Annotated in this window: 24 protein-coding genes and 3 pseudogenes; 18 read left to right on the top strand and 9 right to left on the bottom strand. The window is 64.2% G+C overall.

Annotated features, from left to right (window positions below; genetic code table 11):
- Positions 1-6: 6 nt before the first annotated feature.
- Positions 7-681, top strand: coding sequence for a spermidine synthase (locus ABIG06_RS23755; RefSeq protein WP_370138812.1), 675 nt, complete (start codon positions 7-9; stop codon positions 679-681).
- Here ABIG06_RS23755 and ABIG06_RS23760 read toward each other — a convergent pair.
- Positions 678-1,592, bottom strand: coding sequence for an alpha/beta fold hydrolase (locus ABIG06_RS23760; RefSeq protein WP_370138813.1), 915 nt, complete (start codon positions 1,590-1,592; stop codon positions 678-680). The two genes, ABIG06_RS23755 and ABIG06_RS23760, sit on opposite strands and share 4 nt — an antisense overlap.
- A 166-nt stretch (positions 1,593-1,758) precedes the next feature.
- Between ABIG06_RS23760 and ABIG06_RS23765 the strand changes: the two genes are divergently transcribed.
- From ABIG06_RS23765 to ABIG06_RS23790, 6 genes and pseudogenes are all read left to right on the top strand, one after another.
- Positions 1,759-2,139, top strand: coding sequence for a hypothetical protein (locus ABIG06_RS23765; protein WP_124160659.1), 381 nt, complete (start codon positions 1,759-1,761; stop codon positions 2,137-2,139).
- Positions 2,136-3,218 (top strand): annotated as a pseudogene (locus ABIG06_RS23770) (alpha/beta fold hydrolase). The gene ABIG06_RS23765 and the pseudogene ABIG06_RS23770 overlap by 4 nt, the downstream one beginning before the upstream one ends.
- Positions 3,215-3,808 carry a GNAT family N-acetyltransferase gene (locus ABIG06_RS23775; RefSeq protein WP_199751534.1) on the top strand — a complete coding sequence of 198 codons (594 nt, stop codon included), beginning with the start codon at positions 3,215-3,217 and terminating at the stop codon, positions 3,806-3,808. Before ABIG06_RS23770 ends, ABIG06_RS23775 begins: the two are co-directional and overlap by 4 nt.
- Before the next feature lie 219 nt (positions 3,809-4,027).
- Complete coding sequence (locus ABIG06_RS23780; protein ID WP_124160662.1) at positions 4,028-4,483, top strand: phasin; 456 nt, start codon at positions 4,028-4,030, stop codon at positions 4,481-4,483.
- Between the two features lie 194 nt (positions 4,484-4,677).
- On the top strand, positions 4,678-5,964 hold the full coding sequence (locus ABIG06_RS23785) for a DUF445 domain-containing protein (RefSeq protein WP_370138814.1): 1,287 nt from the start codon (positions 4,678-4,680) through the stop codon (positions 5,962-5,964).
- A gap of 202 nt (positions 5,965-6,166) precedes the next feature.
- On the top strand, positions 6,167-6,937 hold the full coding sequence (locus ABIG06_RS23790; protein ID WP_370138815.1) for an esterase/lipase family protein: 771 nt from the start codon (positions 6,167-6,169) through the stop codon (positions 6,935-6,937).
- Positions 6,938-6,945: 8 nt separating this feature from the next.
- Here ABIG06_RS23790 and ABIG06_RS23795 read toward each other — a convergent pair whose 3' ends face one another.
- Positions 6,946-7,101: a hypothetical protein gene (locus tag ABIG06_RS23795; RefSeq protein WP_158626739.1), complete on the bottom strand. Its 156-nt coding sequence runs from the start codon at positions 7,099-7,101 to the stop codon at positions 6,946-6,948.
- A gap of 35 nt (positions 7,102-7,136) precedes the next feature.
- On the opposite strand from ABIG06_RS23795, the gene paaX reads away from it, so the two are divergent.
- The 10 genes and pseudogenes from paaX (at position 7,137) to ABIG06_RS23845 (ending at position 16,153) form a co-directional block, all read left to right on the top strand.
- Positions 7,137-8,003 carry a phenylacetic acid degradation operon negative regulatory protein PaaX gene (gene paaX / locus ABIG06_RS23800; protein WP_370138816.1) on the top strand — a complete coding sequence of 289 codons (867 nt, stop codon included), beginning with the start codon at positions 7,137-7,139 and terminating at the stop codon, positions 8,001-8,003.
- Positions 8,004-8,079: 76 nt separating this feature from the next.
- The gene (gene paaA, locus ABIG06_RS23805) at positions 8,080-9,072 is read left to right on the top strand and encodes a 1,2-phenylacetyl-CoA epoxidase subunit PaaA (RefSeq protein WP_370138817.1); all 993 of its coding nucleotides are present in this window, start codon (positions 8,080-8,082) and stop codon (positions 9,070-9,072) included.
- 10 nt (positions 9,073-9,082) lie between these two features.
- The gene (gene paaB, locus ABIG06_RS23810) at positions 9,083-9,370 is read left to right on the top strand and encodes a 1,2-phenylacetyl-CoA epoxidase subunit PaaB (RefSeq protein ID WP_015687593.1); all 288 of its coding nucleotides are present in this window, start codon (positions 9,083-9,085) and stop codon (positions 9,368-9,370) included.
- A gap of 13 nt (positions 9,371-9,383) precedes the next feature.
- Entirely contained in the window at positions 9,384-10,160 is a 777-nt protein-coding gene (gene paaC, locus ABIG06_RS23815; RefSeq protein ID WP_199751536.1) for a 1,2-phenylacetyl-CoA epoxidase subunit PaaC, read from the top strand.
- A pseudogene (paaD, locus tag ABIG06_RS23820) lies at positions 10,154-10,658 on the top strand (1,2-phenylacetyl-CoA epoxidase subunit PaaD). Before paaC ends, paaD begins: the two are co-directional and overlap by 7 nt.
- Before the next feature lie 137 nt (positions 10,659-10,795).
- Entirely contained in the window at positions 10,796-11,878 is a 1,083-nt protein-coding gene (gene paaE / locus ABIG06_RS23825; RefSeq protein WP_370138819.1) for a 1,2-phenylacetyl-CoA epoxidase subunit PaaE, read from the top strand.
- Between the two features lie 101 nt (positions 11,879-11,979).
- On the top strand, positions 11,980-12,429 hold the full coding sequence (gene paaI, locus ABIG06_RS23830; RefSeq protein ID WP_370138820.1) for a hydroxyphenylacetyl-CoA thioesterase PaaI: 450 nt from the start codon (positions 11,980-11,982) through the stop codon (positions 12,427-12,429).
- Positions 12,430-12,469: 40 nt separating this feature from the next.
- Complete coding sequence (gene paaK, locus ABIG06_RS23835; RefSeq protein WP_370138821.1) at positions 12,470-13,801, top strand: phenylacetate--CoA ligase PaaK; 1,332 nt, start codon at positions 12,470-12,472, stop codon at positions 13,799-13,801.
- 179 nt (positions 13,802-13,980) lie between these two features.
- Positions 13,981-14,985, top strand: a complete 1,005-nt coding sequence (locus tag ABIG06_RS23840) for a quinone oxidoreductase family protein (RefSeq protein ID WP_124160673.1) — start codon at positions 13,981-13,983, stop codon at positions 14,983-14,985.
- A 112-nt stretch (positions 14,986-15,097) separates the two neighbouring features.
- Entirely contained in the window at positions 15,098-16,153 is a 1,056-nt protein-coding gene (locus tag ABIG06_RS23845) for a YeeE/YedE family protein (protein ID WP_124160674.1), read from the top strand.
- Here the strand turns inward: ABIG06_RS23845 and ABIG06_RS23850 are convergent.
- Positions 16,132-17,046: a DMT family transporter gene (locus tag ABIG06_RS23850; RefSeq protein WP_124160675.1), complete on the bottom strand. Its 915-nt coding sequence runs from the start codon at positions 17,044-17,046 to the stop codon at positions 16,132-16,134. The genes ABIG06_RS23845 and ABIG06_RS23850 overlap by 22 nt on opposite strands.
- A gap of 81 nt (positions 17,047-17,127) precedes the next feature.
- Here ABIG06_RS23850 and ABIG06_RS23855 point away from each other — a divergent pair.
- Positions 17,128-18,577: pseudogene (locus tag ABIG06_RS23855) on the top strand (PLP-dependent aminotransferase family protein).
- Here ABIG06_RS23855 and ABIG06_RS23860 read toward each other — a convergent pair.
- The 6 genes from ABIG06_RS23860 to ABIG06_RS23885 form a co-directional block, all read right to left on the bottom strand.
- Positions 18,574-19,535, bottom strand: a protein-coding gene (locus tag ABIG06_RS23860) for an IS630 family transposase (RefSeq protein ID WP_370134972.1) whose coding sequence is annotated in 2 segments (ribosomal slippage) — positions 18,574-19,199 and positions 19,199-19,535 — 963 coding nt in all. Because the reading frame shifts where the segments join, the coding sequence is not laid out codon by codon here. The pseudogene ABIG06_RS23855 and the gene ABIG06_RS23860 overlap by 4 nt on opposite strands.
- A gap of 205 nt (positions 19,536-19,740) precedes the next feature.
- Positions 19,741-20,964 (bottom strand): alpha/beta fold hydrolase, encoded by a 1,224-nt coding sequence (locus ABIG06_RS23865; RefSeq protein WP_370138822.1) that lies wholly within the window; start codon positions 20,962-20,964, stop codon positions 19,741-19,743.
- 25 nt (positions 20,965-20,989) lie between these two features.
- The gene (locus ABIG06_RS23870) at positions 20,990-21,649 is read right to left on the bottom strand and encodes a sulfite oxidase-like oxidoreductase (RefSeq protein WP_370138823.1); all 660 of its coding nucleotides are present in this window, start codon (positions 21,647-21,649) and stop codon (positions 20,990-20,992) included.
- Between the two features lie 3 nt (positions 21,650-21,652).
- Positions 21,653-22,975, bottom strand: a complete 1,323-nt coding sequence (locus ABIG06_RS23875) for an MFS transporter (RefSeq protein WP_370138824.1) — start codon at positions 22,973-22,975, stop codon at positions 21,653-21,655.
- A 34-nt stretch (positions 22,976-23,009) separates the two neighbouring features.
- Positions 23,010-24,233 (bottom strand): cytochrome P450, encoded by a 1,224-nt coding sequence (locus ABIG06_RS23880; protein ID WP_370138825.1) that lies wholly within the window; start codon positions 24,231-24,233, stop codon positions 23,010-23,012.
- Positions 24,234-24,290: 57 nt separating this feature from the next.
- Positions 24,291-24,500 (bottom strand): ferredoxin, encoded by a 210-nt coding sequence (locus ABIG06_RS23885; protein WP_370138826.1) that lies wholly within the window; start codon positions 24,498-24,500, stop codon positions 24,291-24,293.
- Positions 24,501-24,580 lie beyond the last annotated feature (80 nt).

Below are 24,580 nucleotides of genomic sequence, written 5' to 3' on the forward strand. Positions count from 1 at the left end.
TCTCTCATGATTCCCTGGGAAAAGATCGACACCGCAGAAATCCCCGGCTCTGACGAGAAGCTCCGCCTGATGAGGCGGGGCAAGGAGTTTTCAATCAAGCTCGGCACCAATGAGCTGATGAACAATCGCCTGTCGGGCTCCGAAGCCGCGCTGGCGACGCTCGCCGCGAAGCAGATCGAGAAAGTTGCAAGGCCCGTCGTCCTCATCGGCGGCCTCGGCATGGGTTTTACGCTGCGGGCGGCGCTGGCCGTGCTTGGACCTAAGGCGAAGGTCGTGGTCGCCGAGCTCGTGCCCGCGGTCGTCGCCTGGGCGCGGGGCCCGATGGCGGAGGTCTTCGGCGACAGTCTCGATGATGCCAGGCTTAGCATCCTGGAGGCCGACGTCGGCGATACTATCCGGGCAAATCGTTCCGCCTTCGATGCGGTCCTCCTCGACGTCGACAACGGGCCGGAAGGGCTGACGCGGAAAGGCAACGATGCCCTCTATGATGCGAGCGGATTGAAGGCGGCGAAGACCGCGCTGCGGCCGGGCGGCGTGCTCGCCGTCTGGTCGTCGGGCCCGAACCCCGCTTTCACCAAGCGGCTCCGTACCGCCGGCTTCGACGTCAACGAGGTCAACGTCCGCGCCACCGGCAGAGGCGGCGGCGCGCGCCACGTGATCTGGATCGCGCGGAAGAACTAAGCCGCCTGCGCCGCCGCGCCGTGCGCATGCTTGTCGATGGCGTCGATGATCTCGGGCCAGAAGCGCATCGCCAAGGCGTGGCCCATGCCTTCGATCATCAACAGCTTGGCATTCGGGATTGACGCCGCCGTGTCCTTGCCGCCCTCGGGATGGACCAGCGGATCGACTGTGCCGTGGATCACCAGCGTCGGGGTCTTCACGCTATGCAGCCGTTCCTTGCGGCTGCCGGACGCCAGCACGGCGCGGAGCTGGCGGCCGACGCCGGCCGGGTTGAGCCCGCGCGCGAACACGCGCTCGGCGCGGCCGGGGTCGAGCGCTTCCTCCTCCGGAAAATGTCCGGCGCGCAGCACTTTCCAGGTCTGGCCGTAGCGGACGATGAACTCCTCCTTGCTGCGCGGTGGCGGGGCCATCAGCATCGCCGCGGCCTCGCGGGTCGGCGGCGGCACGCGCGGATTGCCCGTCGTCGACATGATCGAGGTCAGCGAGCGCACGCGATGCGGAAACGACAGCGCCACCTCCTGCGCGATCATGCCGCCCATGGATGCCCCGACCAGATGCGCCGACTTGATGCCGAGTGCATCCATCAAGCTGACCGTATCCTTGGCCATGTCGATCAGCTTGTAGGTTGCGGCCACGGGAATCCTGAGGAAACGCAGCTTCAGCAGCTCGAGCGGGGTCAGGCGCTTGCCGCCCGTGAGATGGCTCGACTTGCCGATGTCTCTGTTGTCGAAGCGGATCACGCGGAAGCCGCGCGCGGCGAGCTGCTCGCAGAACGCATCGTCCCAATGGATCATCTGCGCCCCGAGCCCCATGATCAGCAGCAGCGGCTCCGCATTGTCGCTGCCGAAGATCTCGTAGCAGATGTCGATGCCATTGGCGCGGACGGTCTGGGGCGACTGATGGGCGATCACGGGCTTGGTCCCTCCTGCTGGTCGATGCTGTATCGCACGGTTTCGTTCCGCAAAGAAGCCGCGTGCGCGACACCGCGCCCGCTGCTTGCCGGTTGACCGGCATCTCGCAACGGTGTGGTATGGCAAGAAAAGAAGGGTGCAAAGCCCTCCACATGGGAGGACGCTGATGACCGACAAGATCACCGATCCGGTCGCCTTGTGGCAGAAGATGGTCGGCGAGATGGAGAAGGGTTTCAACTCTTTCGCGAACAAGGCGATGGAGACGCCCGAGTTCTCGCAAGCCGTGAACCGCGCCGGCGGCGTTGCTGCAGGTGCTCAGAAGCAGTTCGGCGATCTCATGGAGAAATACCTGCTCTCCATGAACCTGCCGAGCCGCGAGCAGATGACCGGCATCGCGGAGCGGCTTCAGTCGATTGAAGGCCAACTCGGCGAGATCAAGTCGATGTTGAGCCAGATGTCGACCAGTTCGGGTGCGCAGCAGGTCGGCGCCGCTCCGCGGCCGCCGCGCACCAAACGTCCGCCGTCCGAAGGCGGAGAGCAAAAATGAACGCGCCGGCGGGACTTGATTTCGCGTCCATCCCGGAGCGGATCCAGTCCGAAGTGCAGCGCGCGATCCAGCGCAGCATCAAAGGCGTCGAGTATTTCTCGACCTCGGGGCCCTCGCTCGGCTCGACACCGAAAGATGTGCTGCATTCGCGCGGAACCATGAGCCTCTACCACTATCGCCCGATGTCGGACGAGATCTACCGCGTGCCGGTGCTGATCGTGATGGCGACCACCAACCGCGGCTACATCCTCGACCTCATGCCCGGCCAGAGCTTCATCGAATTCCTGCTGAGGCGCGGCTACGACGTCTACATGCTGGACTGAAGCGCCCCGCGACCGGAGGAGAAGAGCCTGCGTATGGAGGACTACGTCCTCGACTTCATCCCGGACTGCGTCCGCCGCGTGCAAACCGATTCCGGCGAGCAGGACGTCTCCGTCATCGGCTATTGCTTCGGCGGCGTGCTCTCGCTGCTCTACGGCTCGATCCACAAGGACGGGCCGATGAAGAATCTGATCTGCTTCACCACGCCGATCGACTTCCGCGAGATGAAGCTGTTCTCGAACTTCTCCGACCGGCGCTATTTCGACGTCGACCATCTCGTCGACAGCGTCGGCAACGTGCCGCCGGAAATGATCCTGTCCTCGTTCGAGATGCTGCGCCCGGCCTCGCGCACGGTGAGTCAGATCCAGCTCTGGGAGAACATCTGGAACGACGAGTTCGTGAAGTCCTATCGCATGTTCGACCGCTGGGCGACCGACACCCTGCCGCTTGCGGGCGAGTATTTCCGCGCCATCACCAAGGACCTGATGTGGGACAACAAGCTGTTCAACGACACCATGTCGGTTGGCGGCCGCGCGGCGAAGCTGGAAGACATCAAGGTGCCGATCCTGCATGCGGTCGCGGAGCACGATCACATCGTGCCGTATGAAGCCGCAAAGCACCTGATCGCCAAGATCGGGTCGACCGACAAGGAAGAGGTGATCCTGAAGGGCGGTCACGTCTCTCTCGTGGCGGGCGCCAATGCCGTGAAGCGGCTGTGGCCGAAACTGGACTCCTGGCTAGGAAAGAGATCGACATGAATGAGCAGCGTTCCTATCCGCGTCAGGTCAAGACCGACGCGGGCGATGTCGAGATCCGCTTGATGTCGCGTGCGGACGAGGCCGCGGTGCTGGCTTTCGGCAAGGGCCTGCCGACCCACGATCTGCTGTTCCTCCCCCGCAATATCAGCCAGCCGAAAGTGCTGTCGGCCTGGGTCAAGGAGATCGAGGGCGGCGCGATTCAGAGCCTGCTCGCGGTGAAAGAGGGCAGGGTCGTCGGCTGCGGCACGCTGGTGCGCGATCCGCATTCCTGGTCGCCGCACGTCGGCGAGATACGGATGGTGGTCTTGCCCAATGTCCGCGGCAAGGGAGTGGGCAAGGCGCTCTCGCAGGAGACCTTTGCGCTCGCGCTCGGCGCCGGCCTGGAGAAGCTCTCGGTCCAGATGACGGTCGATCAGCAGGCGGCGATCGCCCTGTTCGAAAGCCTCGGCTTCAAGGCCGAGGCGCTGCTGCGCGACCATGTCCGGGATGTCGACGGCAAGACCCACGACATCGTCGTGCTCGGTCACAACATCGCGCAGGTCCAGGCTCAGATGGAGGCGTATGGGGTGCCGGGCGCCGTCCAGCACTGAGAGCGCCGCGACAATGGATCCAAATCGGGCCGATCGTCAGACCATTCGAGTAGAGAGCTATTATGATACCGTTCCGCAACGAATGTCACAGTCTTGTGATGCCGCATTGCAATATGGATGTTGCATCGCACAATAGACCGCGCCATATAAACCATACCCTGGGCCAATGAGGACGGGGTGAGCCCATAGCTCAGATCAATGAGGATGGAGAGAACCCCCATGACCACTGAAACCACCACCGCTTTCGAGGGCTTCAAGGACGCTTTCAAGAACATCCAGAATCTGGAAGTTCCCGAAGCCGCCCGCGAATTCGTCAAGAAGACTGCCAACACTGCCAAGGACCGTGCCGCCGAGGCTTTCGCCGGCTCCGAGCGGGTGACCGCCGCTGTCGAGAACGCAGTGGCCGAATCCGTCGCCGAGGCCGGCAAGATCAGTCGGAACATCCAGCAGGCGATCTACGAGGACGCCGAGGCGTTCTTCTCGGGCATCGACAAGCTGGCGTCGGCAAAATCGATCAGCGAAGCCATCGAGATCCAGTCGAGCCTGCTCCGCTCCCGCGGCGAAGTGTTCGTCTCGCGTGCGAAGGCGACCGCCGACTATCTCGGCAACCTCGCCGCCAACGGTGCGAAGTCCGCTCAGGACAATTTCGCCAAGGTCTACAACAAGACCGCCTGACCTGGCGCCTGAGTCAAAACTGAATTTGAGGCCCGCTTCGGCGGGCCTTTTGTTTGAGCTGCCGTAAGCACATCCACCGTCATCCCGGGGCGCCCCAAGGGCGAAGCCGGAATCTCGAGATTCTCAGGTGCGCAATTGCGCACCATAGTTCGATGCTTCGCATCGCCCCGGAATGACGTAGTCTTCAATTCACAATGACTCCACCCGCCACCTTCTCCTTCGACACCCCCGGCGATGCCGAACGCGCGGCCGAACTGCGCCGCGTGAAGGCGCTGGCGACGCTGGTGCTGGCCTCGACGCTTCTGCTTTTTGTCGTCGCGAAATGGCTTGTCCCAGTGCATCCCGTGTTCGGCTTCGTCGCAGCCTTCGCGGAAGCCGCCACCATCGGTGGCCTCGCCGATTGGTATGCGGTGGTGGCGCTGTTCAAGCGGCCGCTCGGCCTGCCGATCCCGCACACTGCGATCATCCAGAGCAATCAGGCCCGCATCGCCGACAAGCTCGGCGAATTCATCCAGGTGCATTTCCTCGACGCCGGTCCCGTCGAGGCCAAGCTGAAGGAAATCGATTTCGGCTCCTTCGTTGCGGACTGGCTGCGTGACCGCAAGCGCAGCGATGATCTGGCGCGTTTCGCGCTGCGCCTGCTGCCGGACGCCGTTTCCGCCACCGAAAGCTCCGGCCTGATGACCTTCATCATCCGCCGGATGTCATCGCAGCTCCAGGCGATCGATCTTGCGCCGCTCGCCGCTGGCACGCTACGCGGTTTCGTGGCGGAGGGGCGGCACCAGATCCTGTTCGACGATCTCCTGCGCGTGATGCATGAGACGCTGAACCAGAAGGAAACGATGGCGATGATCCGCGAGAAAGTGCGCGCGGAGTTGCCGACCCTGCTGAAGCTCTATCGCGCCGACAAGTTTCTGGTGAACAAGATCGTGGCGTCAGCCACCGCTTTCTTCAATGAGGTGCGCAGCGATCCCAAGCATCCGTTCCGCGGCGAGTTCGATCGCATGGTGCTGAGCTTCGTCGATCGGCTCGGCACTGACCAGGCCTATATCGACCGCATCGACGGCTTGAAGCGCGATCTGCTCGCGCGTCCCGAGCTTGCCGAACTCGCCCGCACCGTCTGGGCCAACACGCGCGCCTTCATCGAGCGCAGCGCGAGCGGCGAGACGCAGGTGCTGCAGCATCATCTCGCCGGCATGTTCGTCGCGGCTGGCGAGGCGCTCGCTGGCGATGCCGAACTGCGCGGCGAGATCAACAAAGGCCTGGTGGCGGTGCTGCGCAGCTTCGTGGCCGACCAGAAGAGCGGCGTCTCCACCTTCATCTCTGATCAGGTCAAGGCGTGGAATATGACGCAGCTGATTGCGCTGATCGAAATCAACATCGGGCGCGACCTGCAATACATCCGCTTCAATGGCTCGCTGATCGGCGGTCTCGCGGGTCTTGCGCTCTATTCCGTGGAATTCCTGCTTCGATTGTTGTGACTTTTGCGTCACGGCCGTCAGCATTACCTTCCGGGCCTATTGTCGCCCCACATCTCTCCCGCTTGAATGTCGGGAACCGGCCGCCTAGCTGATTCATGTTGCGCTGCGGAACGTTCGAGAAGCCGGTGCATTGGAATTCATGGCTATTTGCCGGCATCGCAGTCGGCGTCCTTTCCAGAAGTCTTCCCAGGGGGAAACATCGATGACCGCAACTGCCCAGACGCTGCGTCCGCCCTCCCGTACCCTGATGTTTCTGGAAGGGCGCTCGATCCACGAGTTCGGCGCATTCCTGGGCGCGCTGCCGCTCTTGAGCCTTGCGCCACACGGCGATGGACATCCGGTACTGGTGCTGCCGGGCCTCGTGGCTTCCGATGCGTCGACGCGCGCGCTACGCGCGTTTTTGACGAACAAGGGCTATGCGGTGAGCGGCTGGCGTCAGGGTCGCAACTACGGCCTGCGCGAGGGCGTGCAGGACGCCATGCTCGATCTGGTCCGGGAGCTCAGCGACAAGCACGGACGCAAGATCAGCCTTGTCGGCTGGAGCCTCGGCGGCCTCTATGCCCGCCAGCTCGCCAAGATGATGCCGGAGCGCGTGCGCCAGGTGATCACGCTCGGCAGCCCCTTTGCCGGCGATCCGCGCTCGACCAACGCCTGGCGCGTCTACGAATGGGCGAGCGGACGGAAGTCTGACGAGGTCGATCCGCAGTTCGGTGGCGAGCTCGCCGCTCCACCGCCGGTGCCGACCACCGCCATCTTCAGCCGCACCGACGGCATTTGCGCCTGGCAGGGCTGCATGGAGAAGACGGGCGCGCAGACCGAGAGCATCGAGGTCGAGAGCAGCCATTGCGGCATGGGCCATCATCCCGCAGCGGTTTACGCCGTTGCCGATCGGCTCGCGCAGAAGGAAGGCCAGTGGCGTCCGTTCGACCGCAGCGGCTGGCGCAGCCTGGCCTATCCCGATCCGCATCGGTAGTCGGGCCTTCATGGTTCGAGACGCGCGGCTTTGCCGCGCTCCTCACCATGAGGGTCGAAATAAGTGATGCCGCGCAAAGACAGGCAGACCTCATCCTGAGGTGGCGCGAAGCGCCGTCTCGAAGGATCGAGCCCGGCTCCTGCTTCGATGGTCGCCTCGTCCATTGTCGCGCCCGCATCAAACGCGCTATGGCTCGTGCATGGCGCATCCGCTCTCCCGCATCATCGACCAGCTCAAGCGCGAGCCGTCGCGCACCGGCTCGATCGTCATCACCGTGTTCGGCGACGCCATCGTGCCGCGCGGCGGCTCCGTGTGGCTGGGGACGCTGCTGGAATTCTTCGAAAGCCTGGATATCGACAGCGGCGTCGTCCGCACCGCGATGTCCCGGCTTGCCGCCGACGGGTGGCTGACGCGCGAAAAGGTCGGGCGGAACAGTTTTTATCGCCTGGCCGACAAGGGTCGGCAGACGTTTGAAGCTGCCACGCGCCACATCTACGATCCGCCGCCGTCGAACTGGACCGGCCGTTTCGAACTGCTGCTGATCGGCAATGGCGAGGACCGCGACGCCTCGCGGGAGGCGCTGCGCAATGTCGGCTTCGGCAGCCCGCTGCCGGGCGTCTGGGTCGCGCCGTCGGGCGTGCCGGTGCCGGACGAGGCTGCGGGCGCCATCCGTCTCGAAGTCTCGGCGGAGGACGACAGCGGGCGTCGTCTGCTCAGCGCGAGCTGGCCGCTCGATCGCACCGCGGATGCCTATCTGAAGTTCATGAAGACGTTCGAGCCGCTCCGTGCCGCGATCGCGCGCGGTACGGAGCTGTCCGAGGCCGATGCCTTCACCGCGCGTATCCTGCTGATCCACTACTATCGCCGTGTCGTGCTACGCGACCCGCTGCTGCCCGAAGGCCTGTTGCCGGCGGATTGGCCGGGAAGGGCGGCCCGCGCGCTCTGCGGCGAGATCTATCGCGCGCTTCTCGCTACCTCGGAACAATGGCTCGACGGCCATGGAATCAACGAAAAGGGGGCGTTGCCGGCGGCCCGGAAGCTCCTGGAACGGAGGTTCGGCGCCTGACTTATATGTTACAGAAATATCTTGCATGGGATAATTTCTGTTATATATTCTCTCCCAATAAATCGGGAGGATGCGCATGTACACCCAGGCGCTGAACACGGCCGAGACCGACGATCGCGGTCTCGAAGACGCGGCCAGGGCTGCGCAGTTCCAGGCCCGCATCGATGCAGAGGAACGCATCGAGCCGAACGACTGGATGCCGGCGGCCTACCGCAAGACGCTCAGCCGCCAGATCTCCCAGCACGCCCATTCCGAAATCGTCGGCATGCTGCCCGAAGGCAACTGGATCACTCGCGCTCCGACGCTGCGCCGCAAAGCCGCGCTGCTCGCCAAGGTGCAGGACGAGTGCGGCCACGGCCTCTATCTCTACGCCGCCGCCGAGACGCTCGGCTCGTCTCGCGAGGAGTTGGTCGATGCCATGCTCGCGGGCAAGGCCAAATATTCCTCGATCTTCAACTATCCGACGCTGACCTGGGCCGACATCGGCACGATCGGCTGGCTGGTCGACGGCGCCGCGATCATGAACCAGATCCCGCTGTGCCGCTGCTCCTACGGTCCGTATGCGCGGGCGATGATCCGTGTTTGCAAGGAGGAATCCTTCCACCAGCGCCAGGGCTACGAAATCATGGTGATGCTGTGCCGCGGCTCCGACGAGCAGAAGGCGATGGCGCAGGATGCGCTGAACCGCTGGTGGTGGCCGGTGCTGATGATGTTCGGCCCGCCGGATGCCACGAGCCAGCACAGCGACACCTCGACGAGGTGGAAGATCAAGCGCTTCTCCAATGACGAGCTGCGCCAGAAATTCGTCGATGCCACCGTGCCGCAGGCGCAATATCTCGGCCTCACCATTCCCGATCCCGGCATGATTCAGGACGCCGACGGACACTGGCGCTACAGCGAGATCGACTGGACCGAATTCAAGCAGGTGCTCGCCGGCAATGGCCCCTGCAACCGCGACCGCATGGCCGCGCGCCGCAAGGCACACGAGGAGGGCGCCTGGGTGCGCGAGGCGGCAGCCGCCTATGCCGCCAAGCGCGCGCGGCGTCGGACCGCGCAAGCTGCCGAATAGGGAGATCACGATGGCCACGCCGAACACCCCGCTGTGGGAGGTCTTCATTCGCAGCCGTAACGGGCTCGCGCACAAGCACGTGGGATCGCTGCATGCCAGCGACGCGACCATGGCCCTGCAAGCCGCCCGCGACATCTACACCCGTCGCGGCGAGGGCCTGTCGATCTGGGTCGTGCCGTCGAGCGCGATCACCGCGAGCGATCCGGCCGAGAAGGGCATGATGTTCGAGCCGGCCGAATCCAAGATCTACCGGCATCCGACGTTCTACGAAGTGCCGGAAGAAGTGGGGCACATGTGATGGGGATGATCTGATGTCTTGCGCCAACATCCAGGTCTCCGAAACGCCGCTGGTGCTCTATACGCTGCGCCGCGCCGACGATGCGCTGATCCTCGGCCACAGGCTGTCGGAATGGTGCGGGCACGCGCCGATGCTGGAAGAGGACATGGCGCTCTCCAACATCGCGCTCGACCTCATTGGTCAGGCACGCGAGCTCTACAGCTACGCCGCCAAGGTCGAAGGCAAGGACAACGACGAGGACAAGTTCGCTTACTTGCGCGACGTTCGGCAGTACCGCAATCTGCTGCTGGTTGAGCAGCCGAATGGCGACTTTGCCCAGACGCTGGTGAGGCAATTCTTCTATTCCGCCTTCGCCGACCTTTACTGGCGTGCCATGATGAGCTCGCGCGATACGACGCTTGCCGCCATTGCCGCGAAGTCGGAGAAGGAGAGCGCCTATCACCTGCGCCACGCCTCGGAATGGATCATCAGGCTCGGCGACGGCACGGACGAAAGCCATCGACGGGCGCAAGGCGCGATCGATCATCTCTGGGCTTTCACCGGCGAGATGTTCTCGGTCGACGACGGCGAGCGCGCCCTGATCCAGGCCGGCATCGCCATTGATCCGGCCAGCTTGCGCGCTCGTTGGTTGACGACGTTGTCCGACGTTGCCGGCGAAGCGACACTTGAGCTGCCCCGGAACGAATGGATGCAGCAGGGCGGCCGCTTCGGGCGTCACAGCGAGCATCTCGGCCACCTCCTGTCCGAGCTGCAGTCGATGCAGCGCACGTTCCCGGGGCTGACATGGTGAGCGTGCTGGAGCGTGACAGCGAGCTGCGCCAACGCGCCTGGAACGCCGCGGCAAGCGTAGTCGATCCCGAGATCCCGGTGCTGACCATCGCTGATCTCGGCGTGCTCCGCGAGGTTGCGCTCGACGGCGATGATGTCGAGGTCGCGATCACGCCGACCTATTCGGGCTGTCCGGCCATGAACATGATTGCGCTCGAAATCGAGCTCGCGCTGGAGCGGCGCGGGCTTCCGTCGTCCGAAGGTGCGCACGGTGCTGTCGCCGGCCTGGACCACGGACTGGATAAGCGAGGAGGGGCGCCGCAAGCTGCGCGCCTGCGGCATCGCGCCGCCGCAGCCCTCGAACTCGCGCCGCGCGCTGTTCGGCGAGCAGGCCGTCGCGTGCCCGCAATGCGGCTCCGACAAGACGGAGCTGTTGTCCGAGTTCGGCTCCACGTCCTGCAAGGCGCTGTGGCGCTGCAAGGCCTGCCGCGAACCCTTCGATTATTTCAAGTGTCATTGAGGCACACAAATGCCAACCCAATCGTCATTGCGGGAAGCTCTTGCGACGAAGCAATCCAGACTGCGTCCGCGGAAAGATTCTGGATTGCTTCGCTTCGCTCGCAATGACGACGGGGAGACCGAACGAGGGTGCCCGTGATGTCCGCAGCCGCACCGCGCTTCCATCGCCTGGCCGTTAATGACCTCCGCCGCGAGGCGTCCGACGCCGTCTCGATGACCTTCGCCATTCCCGGCGAACTCGCCGGCGATTACGCCTTCACGCCCGGCCAGTACCTGACACTGCGCACCATGCTCGACGGCGAGGAGGTGCGCCGCTCCTATTCGATCTGTTCCGGCCCTGACGATGGCGAGATCCGTATCGCCGTCAAGAAGGTCGACGGCGGCGCGTTTTCGAGCTGGGCCGCCGAAGATCTCAAATGCGGCGACGAGCTCGACGTGATGACGCCGACCGGCCGCTTCGGCGTGGTCCCGCCGGCAGATCGCGCGCGCGTTCATGTCGGCTTCGCCGCCGGCTCCGGCATCACGCCGATCCTGTCGATCGTGAAGGGCGTGCTCGCGCGCGAGCCGGGCAGCCGCTTCTTTCTGTTCTACGGCAACCGCACTACCGACAGCATCATGTTCCTCGAAGCGCTCGAGGAGCTGAAGGACCGCTTCATCGATCGTCTCTCGGTCTTTTACGTGCTCTCCGGCGAGGAGCAGGACATTCCGATCCTGCATGGCCGGCTCGACGGCGACAAGGTGAGGGTGCTGCTGCGCTCGCTGGTGCCGGCGGGGAGCGTCGATCACGTCTTCATCTGCGGTCCTCTCGGCATGAGCGAGGAGATCGAGGTGGCCTGCCGCGATCTCGGCATCGCGGACGAACGCATTCATGTCGAGCGCTTCGTCTCCGAGTTCGGCGGCAAGCCGCGGCCGAAAAAGGCGGTTGCGCCCGACGCGCCGCCGAAGGCGATCGCCTCGCTGATCATCGACGGCAAGCGCCGCGACGTGCCCGTCGCCGAGGACGAGGCGATCCTCGATGCCGCCCTGCGCGCCGGCGTCGATCTGCCCTTCGCCTGCAAGGGCGGCATGTGCTCGACCTGCCGCGCAAAACTGGTCGAGGGCGAGGCGCCGATGGACATCAACTATTCGCTGGAACCATGGGAGCTCGAGGCCGGTTTTGTTCTCACCTGCCAAGCCAAGCCGTCCACCGAGCGGGTCGTCGTAGATTATGATCATGTCTGATCAGGCGTTCTGCGGCTCCGCAATGCAAATGCGTCGCATTATTTGACAGTGCGAGCCAACCAGAACAACATCATGAGCAAACGTCTGGCCGGGAGAAGCGCGTGAACGTCAAAGCCGCCCTGTCGCCTGAGGATATCGCCCGCGCCTGCGCCGATGCGATGTGGGCCGAGGATGATGCCTCGAAAGGTCTCGGAATGGAGATCGTCGAGATCGGGCCGGGCTTCGCAACGCTCGCCCTAACGGTGCGGCCGGACATGGTCAACGGCCAGCGCATCGCCCATGGCGGATTCATCTTCACCCTTGCCGATTCCGCCTTCGCGTTCGCCTGCAACTCGCACAATGAGCGCGTCGTGGCGGCGCAGGGCCAGATCACCTTCATCAAGCCCGGCAAGCTTGGCGATCGTCTCATCGCCAAGGCGCGGGAGATCACCCGCGGCGGCCGCTCCGGCATCTACGACGTGCGTGTCACGGCGGGAGAGGTCGTCATCGCGGAATTCCGCGGACATTCTCGCGTCATTCCCGGCACGTGGCTGCCGGCGCAAGATCAATAAGACCAAAGAAGAAAAGAACAAACAATGCGGGGAAACGAGGATGGCTCTGACGAAGCTCAAAGAGGGTGGCAACACCTATAGCGCCGAGATGGACGCGCATGAGCGCGCCTCGCGCGACGAGATCATGGCGCTGCAGAAGCAGCGGCTGGCCTGGTCGCTGAAGCACGCCTACGACAATGTCGTGCATTACCGCAAGGCCTTCGACAAGGCGGGCGTGCATCCGTCCGACTTCCGCGAGCTGTCGGATCTCGCCAAGTTTCCGTTCACGGTGAAGACGGACCTGCGCGACAACTATCCCTTCAACATGTTCGCTGTGCCGCGCGAGAAGCTCGTGCGGGTGCATGCCTCCTCCGGCACGACCGGCAAGCCGATCGTCGTCGGCTATACCCAGCGCGACATCGACACCTGGTCGGAGGTGATGGCGCGCTCGATCCGTGCCGCCGGCGGGCGCACCGGGATGATCATCCACAACGCCTACGGCTACGGGCTCTTCACCGGCGGTCTCGGCGTGCACTACGGCGCCGAGAAGTTCGGCTGCACGGTGGTGCCGATCTCCGGCGGCATGACCGAGCGGCAGGTGCAGCTCATCAACGATTTCCGGCCCGACATCATCACGGTGACGCCGAGCTACATGCTCGCGATCCTCGACGAGTTCAAGCGCCAGAAGCTGGATCCGCGCCAGTGCTCGCTCAAGATCGGCATCTTCGGCGCCGAGCCCTGGACCAACGCGATGCGCGCCGAGATCGAGGACGCCTTCGATATGGACGCAACCGACATCTACGGTCTCTCCGAGGTGATCGGCCCCGGCGTCGCGCAGGAATGCATCGAGACCAAGGACGGCCTGCACATCTGGGAGGACCATTTCTACCCCGAGGTGATCGACCCCGAGACCGGCGCGGTGCTGCCGGATGGGGAGAAGGGCGAACTGGTGTTTACCTCGCTAACCAAGGAAGCCTTTCCGGTGATCCGCTATCGCACCCGCGATTTGACGCGGCTGCTGCCGGGCACGGCGCGGCCCGGCATGAGGCGGATGGAGAAGGTGACGGGCCGCTCGGACGACATGATCATTTTGCGCGGCGTCAACCTGTTCCCGACCCAGATCGAGGAGGTGCTGCTCGCGACCGACTGGTGCGGCGGGCACTTCATCCTGGAACTCACCCGGGAAGGCCGCATGGACGAACTGACCATCATCGCGGAGGCGCGGCCCGAAAGCTGGGACGGCAGAGGGCTCCTCGACCACGCCGACCGGATCTCGACGCATATCAAGAACACGATCGGGATCAGCTCCAGGGTGCAGGTGGTTGCGCCCGCCACGCTCGAACGATCGCTCGGCAAGGCCAAGCGGCTCTACGACAAGCGCCCCAAGGATTAGCTCTCACCCTTCATGGTGAGGAGCGCCGAAGGCGCGTCTCGAGCCATAGTGGCCGGGATGCTGCAGCGGGGCCTTCATCCTTCGAGACGCCGCTTCCGCGGCTCCTCAGGATGAGGGGAGGCGGTTGACTTGACCCGTCCCAAAGGCGACAAGGCCCGCGAGAAATCGCGGGTCTTTCGATGTCACCAGCCGGTACCAAAACCGTCGAAGCGCGCTGTGTGCGCCTTGACGCCAAAGCTGAAAACGCCCCGGCGCTTGCGCCCGTCGTCGAGCGCCGGACGCTCACGCGCGGTCTGAACGATGTTCTGATCGAGGTGAAAGCCGCCGCCGTCAATCCATCCGACGTCAAGGCTGCGACCGGGCTGATGCCCTATGCCGTGTTTCCCCGGACCCCCGGCCGCGACTACGCCGGCGTGGCGATCGACGGGCCGTCTGGAACAGTCGGCCGTGAGGTGTTCGGCTCGTCCGGCGATCTCGGAATCCGCCGCGACGGCACGCATGCGAGCCATCTCGTCGTCGAAGCTGATGCTGTCGTGGAGAAGCCCAAGACGGTGTCCTGGGAGGAGGCCGCGGGCATCGGCGTGCCGTTCGTCACCGCGATGGAAGGCTTTCGCCGCGCCGGCGTGCCGAAGAGCGGCGAGATCGTTCTGGTGTTCGGCGTCAACGGCAAGGTCGGCCAGGCCGCGGTGCAGATCGCAACCTGGCGGGGCGCGCGCGTGATCGGCGTCGTGCGCAAGGCGGAAGCCTATGAAGGCCACGCCAACGCGCCCATCGAGGTGATCGACTCCTCCGCCACCGACGTTGCCGCGCGCGTGCGCGAATTATCCGGCGGCGAGGGCGCCGACATCGTCTTCAACACGGTCGGCGATCCCTATTTCCAGGCCGCACACAAATCGCTTGCGCTTCGCGGCCGCCAGATCCTGATCGCCGCGATCGACCGCATCGTACAGTTCAACATCCTCGAATTCTACCGCGGCCAGCACACCTACGTCGGCATCGACACGCTGGGCCTGTCGTCGGCCGCCACAGGCGCGGTGCTGCGCGACCTCGGCCCGGGCTTTGCAAGCGGCCATCTGAAGCCGTTTCCGATCAGGGCGAATGCGATCTATCCGCTCGAGCGCGCCAAGGAAGCCTATGTTGCCGTCGCCGGCTCCTCGCGCGACCGGGTCATCCTGAAGCCGTAGCAAATCGTCCTTGCGAGCGCAGCGAAGCAATCCAGCCTGTCTCCGCGGATGCATTTCTGGATTGTTTCGCTGCGCTCGCAATGACGGACCTCGAGAGATATGAGAACAGTCGATGGAATCCGCCCAACTAGTCATCTTTGCCGGCCTCGTCATCGGGCTCGTCTACGGCGTTGTCGGTTTGCTCAGCGGTTTCTGCCTGATGAGCAGCATGCGAGGCTTTCTGGCGGAGGGAGACGGGCGGCTGGTGCGGAGCTACGCGCTGGCGATCGCCGTTGCGATCGCTGCGAGCCAGTTCCTTGCCGGTAACGGCATGGTCGATCTCGGCAAGTCGATCTACCTGCAGCAGTCATTCTCAGTGCCTGTGCTTTTCCTCGGCGGCCTGCTGTTCGGCTACGGCATGGTGCTGTCGAACGGCTGCGGCTCGCGGGCGCTGGTCCTGCTCGGGCGCGGCAATCTCCGTTCCTTCGTCGTCGTGATCGTGCTCGCCATAGCCGCGCAGATGACGCTGAAGGGCCTGATCGCGCCGGCTCGTATCGCGCTGGTCCAGGCCTCGCAAACGACCGTCAGCGCAAATTCGCTGCCGTCCGTGCTGATGAAGCTCGGTCTCACGGAATCGCTTTCGCGCGCGCTTGCCGCCGTCGCGACGGTCGTCGCGCTGATCCTGTTTGCTTTCGCGCACTCGGCGTTTCGTCGTTCGCCGGGGCAGATCGCGGCAGGTGTCATTGTGGGCCTGCTCGTCGCCGGCGGCTGGTACGTCACCGGCGATCTCGGCGCTGACGACTTCAACCCCGTCCCGGTGACCTCGCTCACCTTCATCGCGCCGATTGCGGATGCGCTGCAATACGCCATGCTCTCCACCGGGCTGACGCTCAATTTTGGCATCGCGACGGTGGCCGGCATCTTCGCCGGTAGCTTGGCGACGGCGCTCGCTACGGGCCGCTTCAAGCTTGAGGGCTATTCCTCACCGCGCCACATGCTGCGCTCGGGCGGCGGCGCGGCGCTGATGGGCATCGGCGGCGTGATGGCGTTCGGCTGCTCGATCGGGCAGGGGCTCACCGGCGTCTCGACGCTCGCGCTAGGGTCGTTCGTGGCGCTCGCCGGCATCCTGCTCGGTACGACGGCGGGCCTTCGCGGAAGCTTGCGGGTTCAACCCCTCGCAGTGGCCTGACCACGCAGCAGTCGATCGCCTAGCGTCGCAAGGCCGATGCCGGTAACGATCAGTCCGGCCGCGATGGCAAGGCTCGTGTCGATCGGCTCACTCAGCAGGATCGCGGCACTGGCGATGCCGACAAGCGGCGTCGCAGTGGTCCCGAGCGACGTCGTCAGCGCCGAGATGCTCTTGTTGACCATTGACATCGCCCAATAGGCCAGCGCCGTCCCAATCAGGCCCGAATACAGGAAGAGCGACACAAGCCTCCATGACCACTCGACGTGCGGCAGCCCGTCGACGATCAACGCCAGGGTCGATAGCACGGCCGTGGCCACGAGCACCTGCCAGAGCAGGAGCTGGAGCGGAGATGCGATCCAGCGATGTGCGCGGATATAGATGATGTTCGCTGCCCAGGAGATCGCGGCGAGGATGACCATCCCGGCGCCGAGCAGGACTCCTGCATTGGTCCAGTCAATCGAGGACGGATTCAGGATGACGGCAAGCCCGATCAGCCCGAGCAGAGCGCCGGCGAGCCTGGGCGCGGTCAGCGCCTCTTTTCCGAGCATGGGCGCGGCGAGTGCAACCCAGAGCGGCGTGGTGTAGCCGAGCACGACGCCCTTGCTCGCGGGCAGGAAGCGCAGGCCCGCGGCGACGAGGGTTGAGAACAGCGTCATGTGCAGCAGCGCGACGCTGAGGATCACGGGAATATCGCGTCGTTCCGGGATCACCAGATTCTTGCTCAATCCGAGGATCGTGATGAGGCCGACCAGCGCGATCCAACTTCGGATCGCGGCGGTCCATAGCGGTGAGACGAACTGCACGAGTTGCTTCGTCACCGACCAGTTCACACCCCAGGCCAGCACGACGATGAGGAAGAGGCCGACGGCCGCGCGGGATGAGAGTGAGTTCATCTCGGAGTCCTTGAAGCAGTTCACGTCGCCCGATAGCATTGCGCTGGTACCTGAAAAAGGACCAGATCGGAGAATAACAAGATGCCAGTTCTGGAAGACGTGATCTCGGCTCTGGTCGACTTGAGACGGACGGACGACGCGGGGCTGGTGACGCAGTTGACGAGCCAGCTTAGAGACCTGATCGCGAGCGGCCGTCTCGGCAAGGGGCGGGCGCTGCCGTCGAGCCGTCGGCTCGCGGGCGATCTCGGCGTCTCCCGCAACACCGTCACTTATGCGTACGAGCAGCTTGCTGCCGAGGGATATATTGAGGCGTCGCACGGCCGCCGTCCGGTGGTCACGGTCGATGGAGGCGGACATAGGATAGGAGTGGGTGCTGCCGTGGTGCGCGAACGCTCCCGTAAGCCGCGACTGTCGCCCTGGGCCTTGAATCTCAAGCAGACCGACTGGCCGATGTCCTATCAGGCATCACTAAGGCCGTTGCGCCCGGGGCACGGCGATTTCAGAGAGTTTCCGGACGAGGTCTGGGCGCGTTGCTTGCGCCGCAATGCCGTGCGTGCAGCCAGGCGCGAGCTCGGCCCGGTTAACCGGACGCGCCTGCGCGAGGTGCTCGCGGATTATCTGGCGACCAGCCGGGGTGTCCGGGCCACCGCAGACCAGATCATGATCCTGCCGAGCGCGCAGGCTGCGTTGACCTTGATTGCCGCGACCGTCGTCACGCCCGGCGATGACGTCTGGGTCGAGGATCCCGGTTATCCCGGTGCTGCGGCTGCCTTCCGGGCGTCCGGTGCACGCGTGACCGGCATCAGACTGGACCAGCAGGGTATGCAACGGATGCCGGGCCTTGCGGCACCAAAGCTGATCTTCATGACGCCCTCGCATCAGCATCCGACCGGGCGGCTGATGTCGCTGGCCCGTCGCGCCGAGTTTCTCGGCCTGAGCAGGCCCGGCAAGACCTGGATCGTGGAGGACGATTACGACGGCGAATTCCACTATGACAGCAGGCCGGTGCCGGCCTTGCAGGGACTCGATGCCCATGGCCGCGTGTTCTATGTCGGCACCTTCTCGAAGGCGATGACGTCGGATATCCGGCTTGGCTATCTCGTGGCGCCGCTGGCACTGGCCAGCACCCCTGGAGATCGCGCAGCGGCATATCGGGCTGATCGCTTCAAGTCACATCCAGGAGGCGCTCGCCGAGTTCATTGCTGACGGCCATTTTCTCGCGCATCTGCGCCGGGTGCGCCGGCTCTATCACGCCCGCCGCGATCACCTCGTCGAGGAACTGGAGCGACAGCTGGGCGGGATGCTCTCGATCGAGGTGCCCCCTGGAGGCATCCAGCTTGTCGCCCGCCTCAAGCGCGGTCGCACTGATCAGGCGGCGGTGAAGCGGCTGGTTGCGGCGGGGGTCGAGACTCGCGCCCTGTCGAGCCTGGCGCTTGGCCGGCCCCGCGATCACGGCCTGCTGCTCGGCTTTGCGGCCTGGCACGAGAGCGAGATCAGCGCAGCCGTGCGGACGATGGCATCGTGCTTCTAGAGCGTTAGCCGATCAGGTTGCAAATAGCCGGCGGCGGCGAAGTAGTTTTTGGATTCAGTGGGCGTGTAGGTGTCGACGATGCGCCCGATCGCGTCCCAAAGGCCGCCGACGGTACGTTCGGCGGCCTTTCGCAAGTGCGCCTTGAGCTTGGCGAAGGCGTTCTCGATGGGATTGAGGTCGGGGCTGTACGGCGGGAGATAGAGGAGCGTGGCGCCGGCCGCCTCGATCATCTCGCGTATGCGTGGCCCTTTGTGGCTGGACAGATTGTCCATGATGACGATGGCGTGCTCGGGCAGCTCGGGGACGAGCACTTTTTCGACATAGGTCTCAAAGGCGTCGCGGTTGATGGGACCGTCGAGCACCCAGGGAGCGATGATGCCGTGCGTGGTGAGAGCAGCTACGCAGGTTGTCGTTTTCCAATGGCCGTGCGGAATGGCGGCGCGCAGGCGTTCGCCGCGCCGGCAGCGGCCATGTGTCCGCGCCATGTTGGTCGATGCCCAGGTCTCGTCAATGAAGACGAGGCGATCCCGGTCGAGCTTGTCCTGACGCTCGCGCCAAGCCTCGCGCCCCTTCAAGACATCCGGACGGTCCTGCTCTGCGGCATGGGCAGTCTTTTTTTGCGCGTGATCTTGTGACGCGCGAAGAAGCGGCGGATCGTGCCATAGCCGAAGGATAGGCCTTGTTTGCTCAAGCTATGCCGCAATTCCTCGATGGTAATATCGGGCGAAGCCTCGAGCAGAGCCATGATCGTCGCCTGATGGGCATCAATGCGGTGAGACTTGCGATCGCCCCCTTGAGCCCTCGGCAGGGCATCGCCTTGCTTGCGCTCACGCGTTCGCCAGCGGCTTACGCTCGCCGGACTGACGCCAAATCGCTCGGCAGCCTGCCGGCCTGAAACGCCCCCTTCAATACAGCCGAGAACGCGTTCACGAAGATCCATCGACAACGGTTTCGCCATGCCCGCCGGCCTCCAGTCCCCGGCAGACAGTTTGAATCATTAAACCGCTGATTTGGGAATCCCAAACGATTCAGTCAGGTAGGCTACCGCTCTAAAGCATGATCCGGAAAAGTGCGCAGCGGTTTTCCGAAAAGACCATGCTTAAACAACGACCTAAAGCGCGATGACGATTCATCCTCATCGCATCGCGCTTTGGACGACCGCGTCAATCAATCGCCTTCGTCACGATGCGGATCTCCGACGTCAGCGTCCGGTGCACCGGGCACTTGTCGGCGATCTCCATCAGCTTCTTGCGTTGGTCGGCATCGAGGGCGCCGTCCATCGTAATGTCACGCTCGATCTGGTCGAGCATACCCTCGCGGGTTTCACACTCCGCGCAATCTTTGGCGTAGATCTTGGAGTGCTTCAGCGTGACTGTGACGCGGTCGAGCGGCATTGACTTGCGGTCGGCATAGAGGCGCATGGTCATGGAGGTGCAGGCGCCGAGGCCGGCGAGCAGGAAATCATAGGGACCGGGACCCGTATCCTCGCCGCCGGCTGCCACCGGCTCATCAGCGACGAGACGATGCGGCCCGACTGTGATCATCTGGTTGAATTTGCTCTTGCGGGTCTCCTGCACCACGACCTGGCGCGGCGCCTCAGGGAGATCTACCACCTTGGCGGGCTTTGCCGTGTCGATGTAACGGCTCGCCCAGGCCGCGATCACGTCTGCCGCGTAAAGCGCGTCAGTGGGCTTCGTCAGCAGATGATCGGCATGATCGAGCGAGACGAAGCTCTTGGGATGTCTCGCGGCAACGAAGATCTTTGTCGCGTTGTCGATGCCGACGGTGTCATCGACAGGCGAATGCATCACCAGCAGCGCCTTGTGCAGGCCGGTGACGTCCTTCATCAGTTCGTGCTCGGCGATGTCATCGAGGAATTCACGCCTGATCCGGAACGGACGTCCCGCGAGCGAGACTTCGACCTCGCCCTGGATGCGGATATTGTCGATATGCTCCTTGAACAGGCCGGTGACGTGGGCGGGATCGGACGGCGCCGCGATGGCCACGACCGCCCTGGCTTCGGGGATCTGTCCTGCTGCCGCGAGGATCGCGGCACCGCCGAGGCTGTGGCCGATCAGGACTGACGGCGCCTTCCGGATGCTGCGCAGATGATCGGCCGCGCGCACGAGATCGGCGACGTTGGAGGAGAACGTCGTATTCGCGAAATCACCCTCGCTGGAGCCGAGTCCGGTGAAGTCGAATCGCAGCACCGCAATGCCTTTGGCGGCGAGCGCGACCGCGATGCGCTTGGCCGCCAGCGCGTCCTTGCCGCAGGTGAAGCAATGCGCGAACAGCGCGAACGCCGCGGGCTCGCCGTCAGGCAGCTCCAGCGCGGCCGAGAGCTGATGGCCGCCTTCTCCAGTGAATTGAAAGCGTTCCGTCGGCATGGGCTTCCCCCGTTCTTGCTTGAACCTAATCGCCCGAATAGCGCTGTTCGGCCCAGGGATCGCCGCGGTTATGATAACCGCGGACTTCCCAGAAGCCCGGCGCGTCCTCGGTCAGGAATTCGATGGCCTGGAGCCATTTGGCGCTCTTCCAGAAATAGAGGTGCGGCACGACCAGCCGCACCGGGCCGCCATGCTCCTCGCTCAGGGGCTTGCTCGACCAGCTATGGGCGAGCAGCGCGTCCTCGGCGGCAAAGTCTTCCAGCGCGAGATTGGTGGTGTAGCCGTCAGAGGAGTGCAGCACGACAAAGCGCGCATCCTCGCGCGGCTGGCAGGCTGCGAGCAGCTCACGCGTCGCAAGCCCTTCCCACTCGTTGTCATAGCGCGACCAGGTCGTCACGCAGTGGATGTCGGAGGTGAACCGCGCCTGCTTCTGTGCGATGAACTCGTCGAAAGTCCAGAACACGGGAGTTTCGATCGCGCCGTAGACGTCGAGCCGCCAGCGCTCGCGCGAGACTGGCGGCACGACGCCGAGATCGAGCACCGGCCAGTCCTTGGTGAGGTGCTGGCCGGGTGGCAGTCTTTGATCCTCCGGCCGCGTGATCTTTCCTGTGAGAAAGCGGCCCTCGCGCGCCCACTTCTCCTTGGTGCGCGTCAGCTTGTTGTCGGACGGCGTCTCGTCGGTCATGGCCTACTCGTGGCGATGCATTGCGGAGGCGTGCTTGGTGTCTCGCATGGTAGCATAGATGATCAGCGACAGGCAGATGATGGCACTGAGATAGAAATAGAACCATTCCTCGTGCCCGATGCTCTTGAAGTAGAGCGCGATCGCCGGCGCCGTTCCGCCGAAAATCGAGACCGTGATGGCATAGGGCAGACCGACGCCGAGCGCGCGGACATTGGTCGGGAACAATTCCGCCTTCACCACGGCGTTGATCGAGGTGTAGCCGGCCACGAACAGCCAGGCGGCGCAGATCAGGATGAACGCGATGAAGGGCGATTTCGTCTCCTTCAGCGCCATCAGCAGCGGAACGGTCGCGAGGGTGCCGGCAACACCGAAGAAGATCAGCAGCGGCTTGCGGCCGATCTTGTCGGAGATCGCGCCGTAGATCGGCTGGAGGATGGTCGCGAAGATCAGCGTGCCGAAGATCACGAAAGTGGTCTGGTCCTCGGTCAGCCCGACCGAAAGCTTGACGAAGGTCTGCATGTAGGTGGTGAAGGTGTAGAACGCCGCAGTGCCGCCGGCGGTGAGGCCGACGACCAGCAAGAGCTCGCGCGGATATCGCAACAGGTTGGCGAGCGAGCCGGTCGGCTTCGCCACCTTCCTGGCCTCCTCGAACGCCTCGGTCTCGTGCAGGCCGCGCCGCATGACCGCGGCAAAGATCGCCAGCAGCGCGCCAATCGCGAAGGGGATACGCCAACCCCAGTCCTTCAACTGCTCCGGGGTGAGGAAGACCTTTTGCAGGAGAAGCAGCACGATGATCGCAGTAAGCTGGCCACCGATCAGCGTCACGTACTGAAAGCTGGAATAGAAACCGCGGTGCTTGGGATCGGCGACTTCGCTGAGGTAGGTGGCGCTGGCGCCATATTCGCCGCCGAGGCTGAGGCCTTCGATGACGCGAGCGAGCGCCAGGATCACCGGTGCGGCGAAGCCGATCGTGGCATAGGTCGGCGTCAGCGCGATGATCAGCGAGCCGAAGCACATGAAGACGACGGACAGGGTCAGCGAAATGCGTCGGCCGAAATGGTCGGCGAGATAGCCGAAGAACCACCCGCCGAGGGGGCGCATCAGGAAGGTCGCGGCGAATACGACGGCGACGTTCAATTGCTGGACGACGGGATCGTTACCAGGGAAGAAGGCTGGGGCGAAGTAGAGCGCGAATGCCGTATAGGCGTAGAAATCGTACCACTCGACGAGATTGCCGATGGAGCCGATGAAGATTGCCTTGATCCGCCGCTCGGCGTCAGCGACGTCAAAAGTCTTGGAGGCCGGTTGGATTGCTTGCTCTGTCACGTCCGGCCTTCCGCTTCCTTCGTCTGAGGAAGGCCTACATCGCCTTTCCCAGCAAAAATGGCAACTGCCGGGGGCCTCTCACCGTGCCCTGCGACCAGGTCACGGTGCCTGTCGGATCGAGGCGGAAATCCGGAATCCGCTTCAGCCATTCCTCCAGCGCAACCTGCATCTCCATTCGCGCAAGGTTGGAACCGACGCAGCGATGAATGCCGAGGCCGAAGGCAGCATGGCGGTTCTCGCGGCGGTCGATCACGACTTTGTCAGCGTCCGGAAACATCTTGGGATCGCGGTTGGCGGCTGGGAAGGACAGCAGCACCATATTGCCCGCCTTGACCGGACAGCCTGAAACCGTCGTCTCCTTGACCACCTCGCGCGCCATCGTCACCGGCGAATAGGCGCGCAGCAGTTCCTCCACCGCCGTTGGGATCAGCCCGGGCTCGGCGATCAGCCGCGCGCGGTCGGCCGGCGTCTTCGCAAGATGCCAGAGCGAGGAGCCGATCGCGCTCCAGGTGGTGTCGATGCCGGCGATCAGCAGCAGGCGCAACGAGCCCAGTACATGGGAGTCCTCGAGCGGATTGCCGTTCTTGTCCCGGGCGTTCATCAGGTAGGAGATCAGGTCCTCGGTGGGCTTGTTCTTGCGCGCTTCGATGTGGCTGCTGAAATAGGCCGTCATCTCCTGCACGGCCTGGAGCAGCTTGTTCTCGTCCTTGATGCCGAGCTCGAGGATCATGTGGATCCAGTTGATGAAGAGGTCGCTGTCGCTCTCGGGGATGCCGAGCATGTGCGCGATCGCCCGAACCGGGATGTATTTGCTGTACCGCGTGGCAGCGTCGACCTTCCCATCGGCGATGAAGTCGTCGATCAGCTCGTTGCAGATGGCGCGGACCCGCGGCTCGAGCTTCTTCATCGCGTCCGGCGTGAAGGGTGGCAGCAGCAATTGCTTGGCCGGCTTGTGCTCGGGCGGATCGGAGGTGATCGGCGGGGCCGCGTTCCTGCTGGTGATTTCCGGCCGCACGTCACGGACGATGATGCGGCGTGAGGAGAAGTGCTCGGTATCGTTGGCGATCTCGCGCACGGCTTCATAGGTCGTCGGCAGGTAGCAGCCGAGGAAGCGTTTCGTGTGCACCACGGGACTTACGGCGCGCAGTTCGTCCCAGATCGGGAAGGGATCCTCCGTCCATTGCGGATCGGTGTGGTCGAAATCATGGACCCAGTCGGTCACGGGCGGATGGGCGGCGGGCTGGTTGACGTCGGACATGGCAGGGAATCCCTTGGCTCGTGTTCGCTGAAAGCACGCGGGGCGGCCGCAGCCGCGCTACTCCTCGATCACATCGATTGCGATTTCCGGGCAGTTGGCTTTTGCAAGCCAGGCCTTGTCCTCGAGCCCCAGCGGGACAGTGCCGTCGCCGGCTTCGTGCGCGTTGCCATATTCGTCGAGCTCGAAAAGTTCCGGCGCGAGCGCCTTGCAGCGGGCATGGCCCTGACATTTGTCGGGATCGACGTGAACCCTTAGTCGCTCTGACATTGCGGCTTCCTCGGTCGTGTGCGCGCGGGGCCCGAAGGGCGGCGCGTTCCTCATCTGGGATTGTTCTAAGTTATATCCTA

Source organism: Bradyrhizobium sp. USDA 326 (assembly GCF_049739485.1).
In the GTDB taxonomy this organism is placed as follows: Bacteria; Pseudomonadota; Alphaproteobacteria; order Rhizobiales; family Xanthobacteraceae; genus Bradyrhizobium.

Bases quoted from the DNA above. Each gene is read 5' to 3' on its own strand.
- ABIG06_RS23755 (WP_370138812.1), top strand. From the start codon at position 7: ATGATTCCCTGGGAAAAGATCGACACCGCAGAAATCCCCGGCTCTGAC.
- ABIG06_RS23765 (WP_124160659.1), top strand. From the start codon at position 1,759: ATGACCGACAAGATCACCGATCCGGTCGCCTTGTGGCAGAAGATGGTC.
- ABIG06_RS23775 (WP_199751534.1), top strand. From the start codon at position 3,215: ATGAATGAGCAGCGTTCCTATCCGCGTCAGGTCAAGACCGACGCGGGC.
- ABIG06_RS23780 (WP_124160662.1), top strand. From the start codon at position 4,028: ATGACCACTGAAACCACCACCGCTTTCGAGGGCTTCAAGGACGCTTTC.
- ABIG06_RS23785 (WP_370138814.1), top strand. From the start codon at position 4,678: ATGACTCCACCCGCCACCTTCTCCTTCGACACCCCCGGCGATGCCGAA.
- ABIG06_RS23790 (WP_370138815.1), top strand. From the start codon at position 6,167: ATGACCGCAACTGCCCAGACGCTGCGTCCGCCCTCCCGTACCCTGATG.
- ABIG06_RS23795 (WP_158626739.1), bottom strand. From the start codon at position 7,101: ATGGACGAGGCGACCATCGAAGCAGGAGCCGGGCTCGATCCTTCGAGA.
- paaX (WP_370138816.1), top strand. From the start codon at position 7,137: ATGGCGCATCCGCTCTCCCGCATCATCGACCAGCTCAAGCGCGAGCCG.
- paaA (WP_370138817.1), top strand. From the start codon at position 8,080: ATGTACACCCAGGCGCTGAACACGGCCGAGACCGACGATCGCGGTCTC.
- paaB (WP_015687593.1), top strand. From the start codon at position 9,083: ATGGCCACGCCGAACACCCCGCTGTGGGAGGTCTTCATTCGCAGCCGT.
- paaC (WP_199751536.1), top strand. From the start codon at position 9,384: ATGTCTTGCGCCAACATCCAGGTCTCCGAAACGCCGCTGGTGCTCTAT.
- paaE (WP_370138819.1), top strand. From the start codon at position 10,796: ATGTCCGCAGCCGCACCGCGCTTCCATCGCCTGGCCGTTAATGACCTC.
- paaK (WP_370138821.1), top strand. From the start codon at position 12,470: ATGGCTCTGACGAAGCTCAAAGAGGGTGGCAACACCTATAGCGCCGAG.
- ABIG06_RS23840 (WP_124160673.1), top strand. From the start codon at position 13,981: ATGTCACCAGCCGGTACCAAAACCGTCGAAGCGCGCTGTGTGCGCCTT.
- ABIG06_RS23845 (WP_124160674.1), top strand. From the start codon at position 15,098: ATGGAATCCGCCCAACTAGTCATCTTTGCCGGCCTCGTCATCGGGCTC.
- ABIG06_RS23850 (WP_124160675.1), bottom strand. From the start codon at position 17,046: ATGAACTCACTCTCATCCCGCGCGGCCGTCGGCCTCTTCCTCATCGTC.
- ABIG06_RS23865 (WP_370138822.1), bottom strand. From the start codon at position 20,964: ATGCCGACGGAACGCTTTCAATTCACTGGAGAAGGCGGCCATCAGCTC.
- ABIG06_RS23870 (WP_370138823.1), bottom strand. From the start codon at position 21,649: ATGACCGACGAGACGCCGTCCGACAACAAGCTGACGCGCACCAAGGAG.
- ABIG06_RS23880 (WP_370138825.1), bottom strand. From the start codon at position 24,233: ATGTCCGACGTCAACCAGCCCGCCGCCCATCCGCCCGTGACCGACTGG.
- ABIG06_RS23885 (WP_370138826.1), bottom strand. From the start codon at position 24,500: ATGTCAGAGCGACTAAGGGTTCACGTCGATCCCGACAAATGTCAGGGC.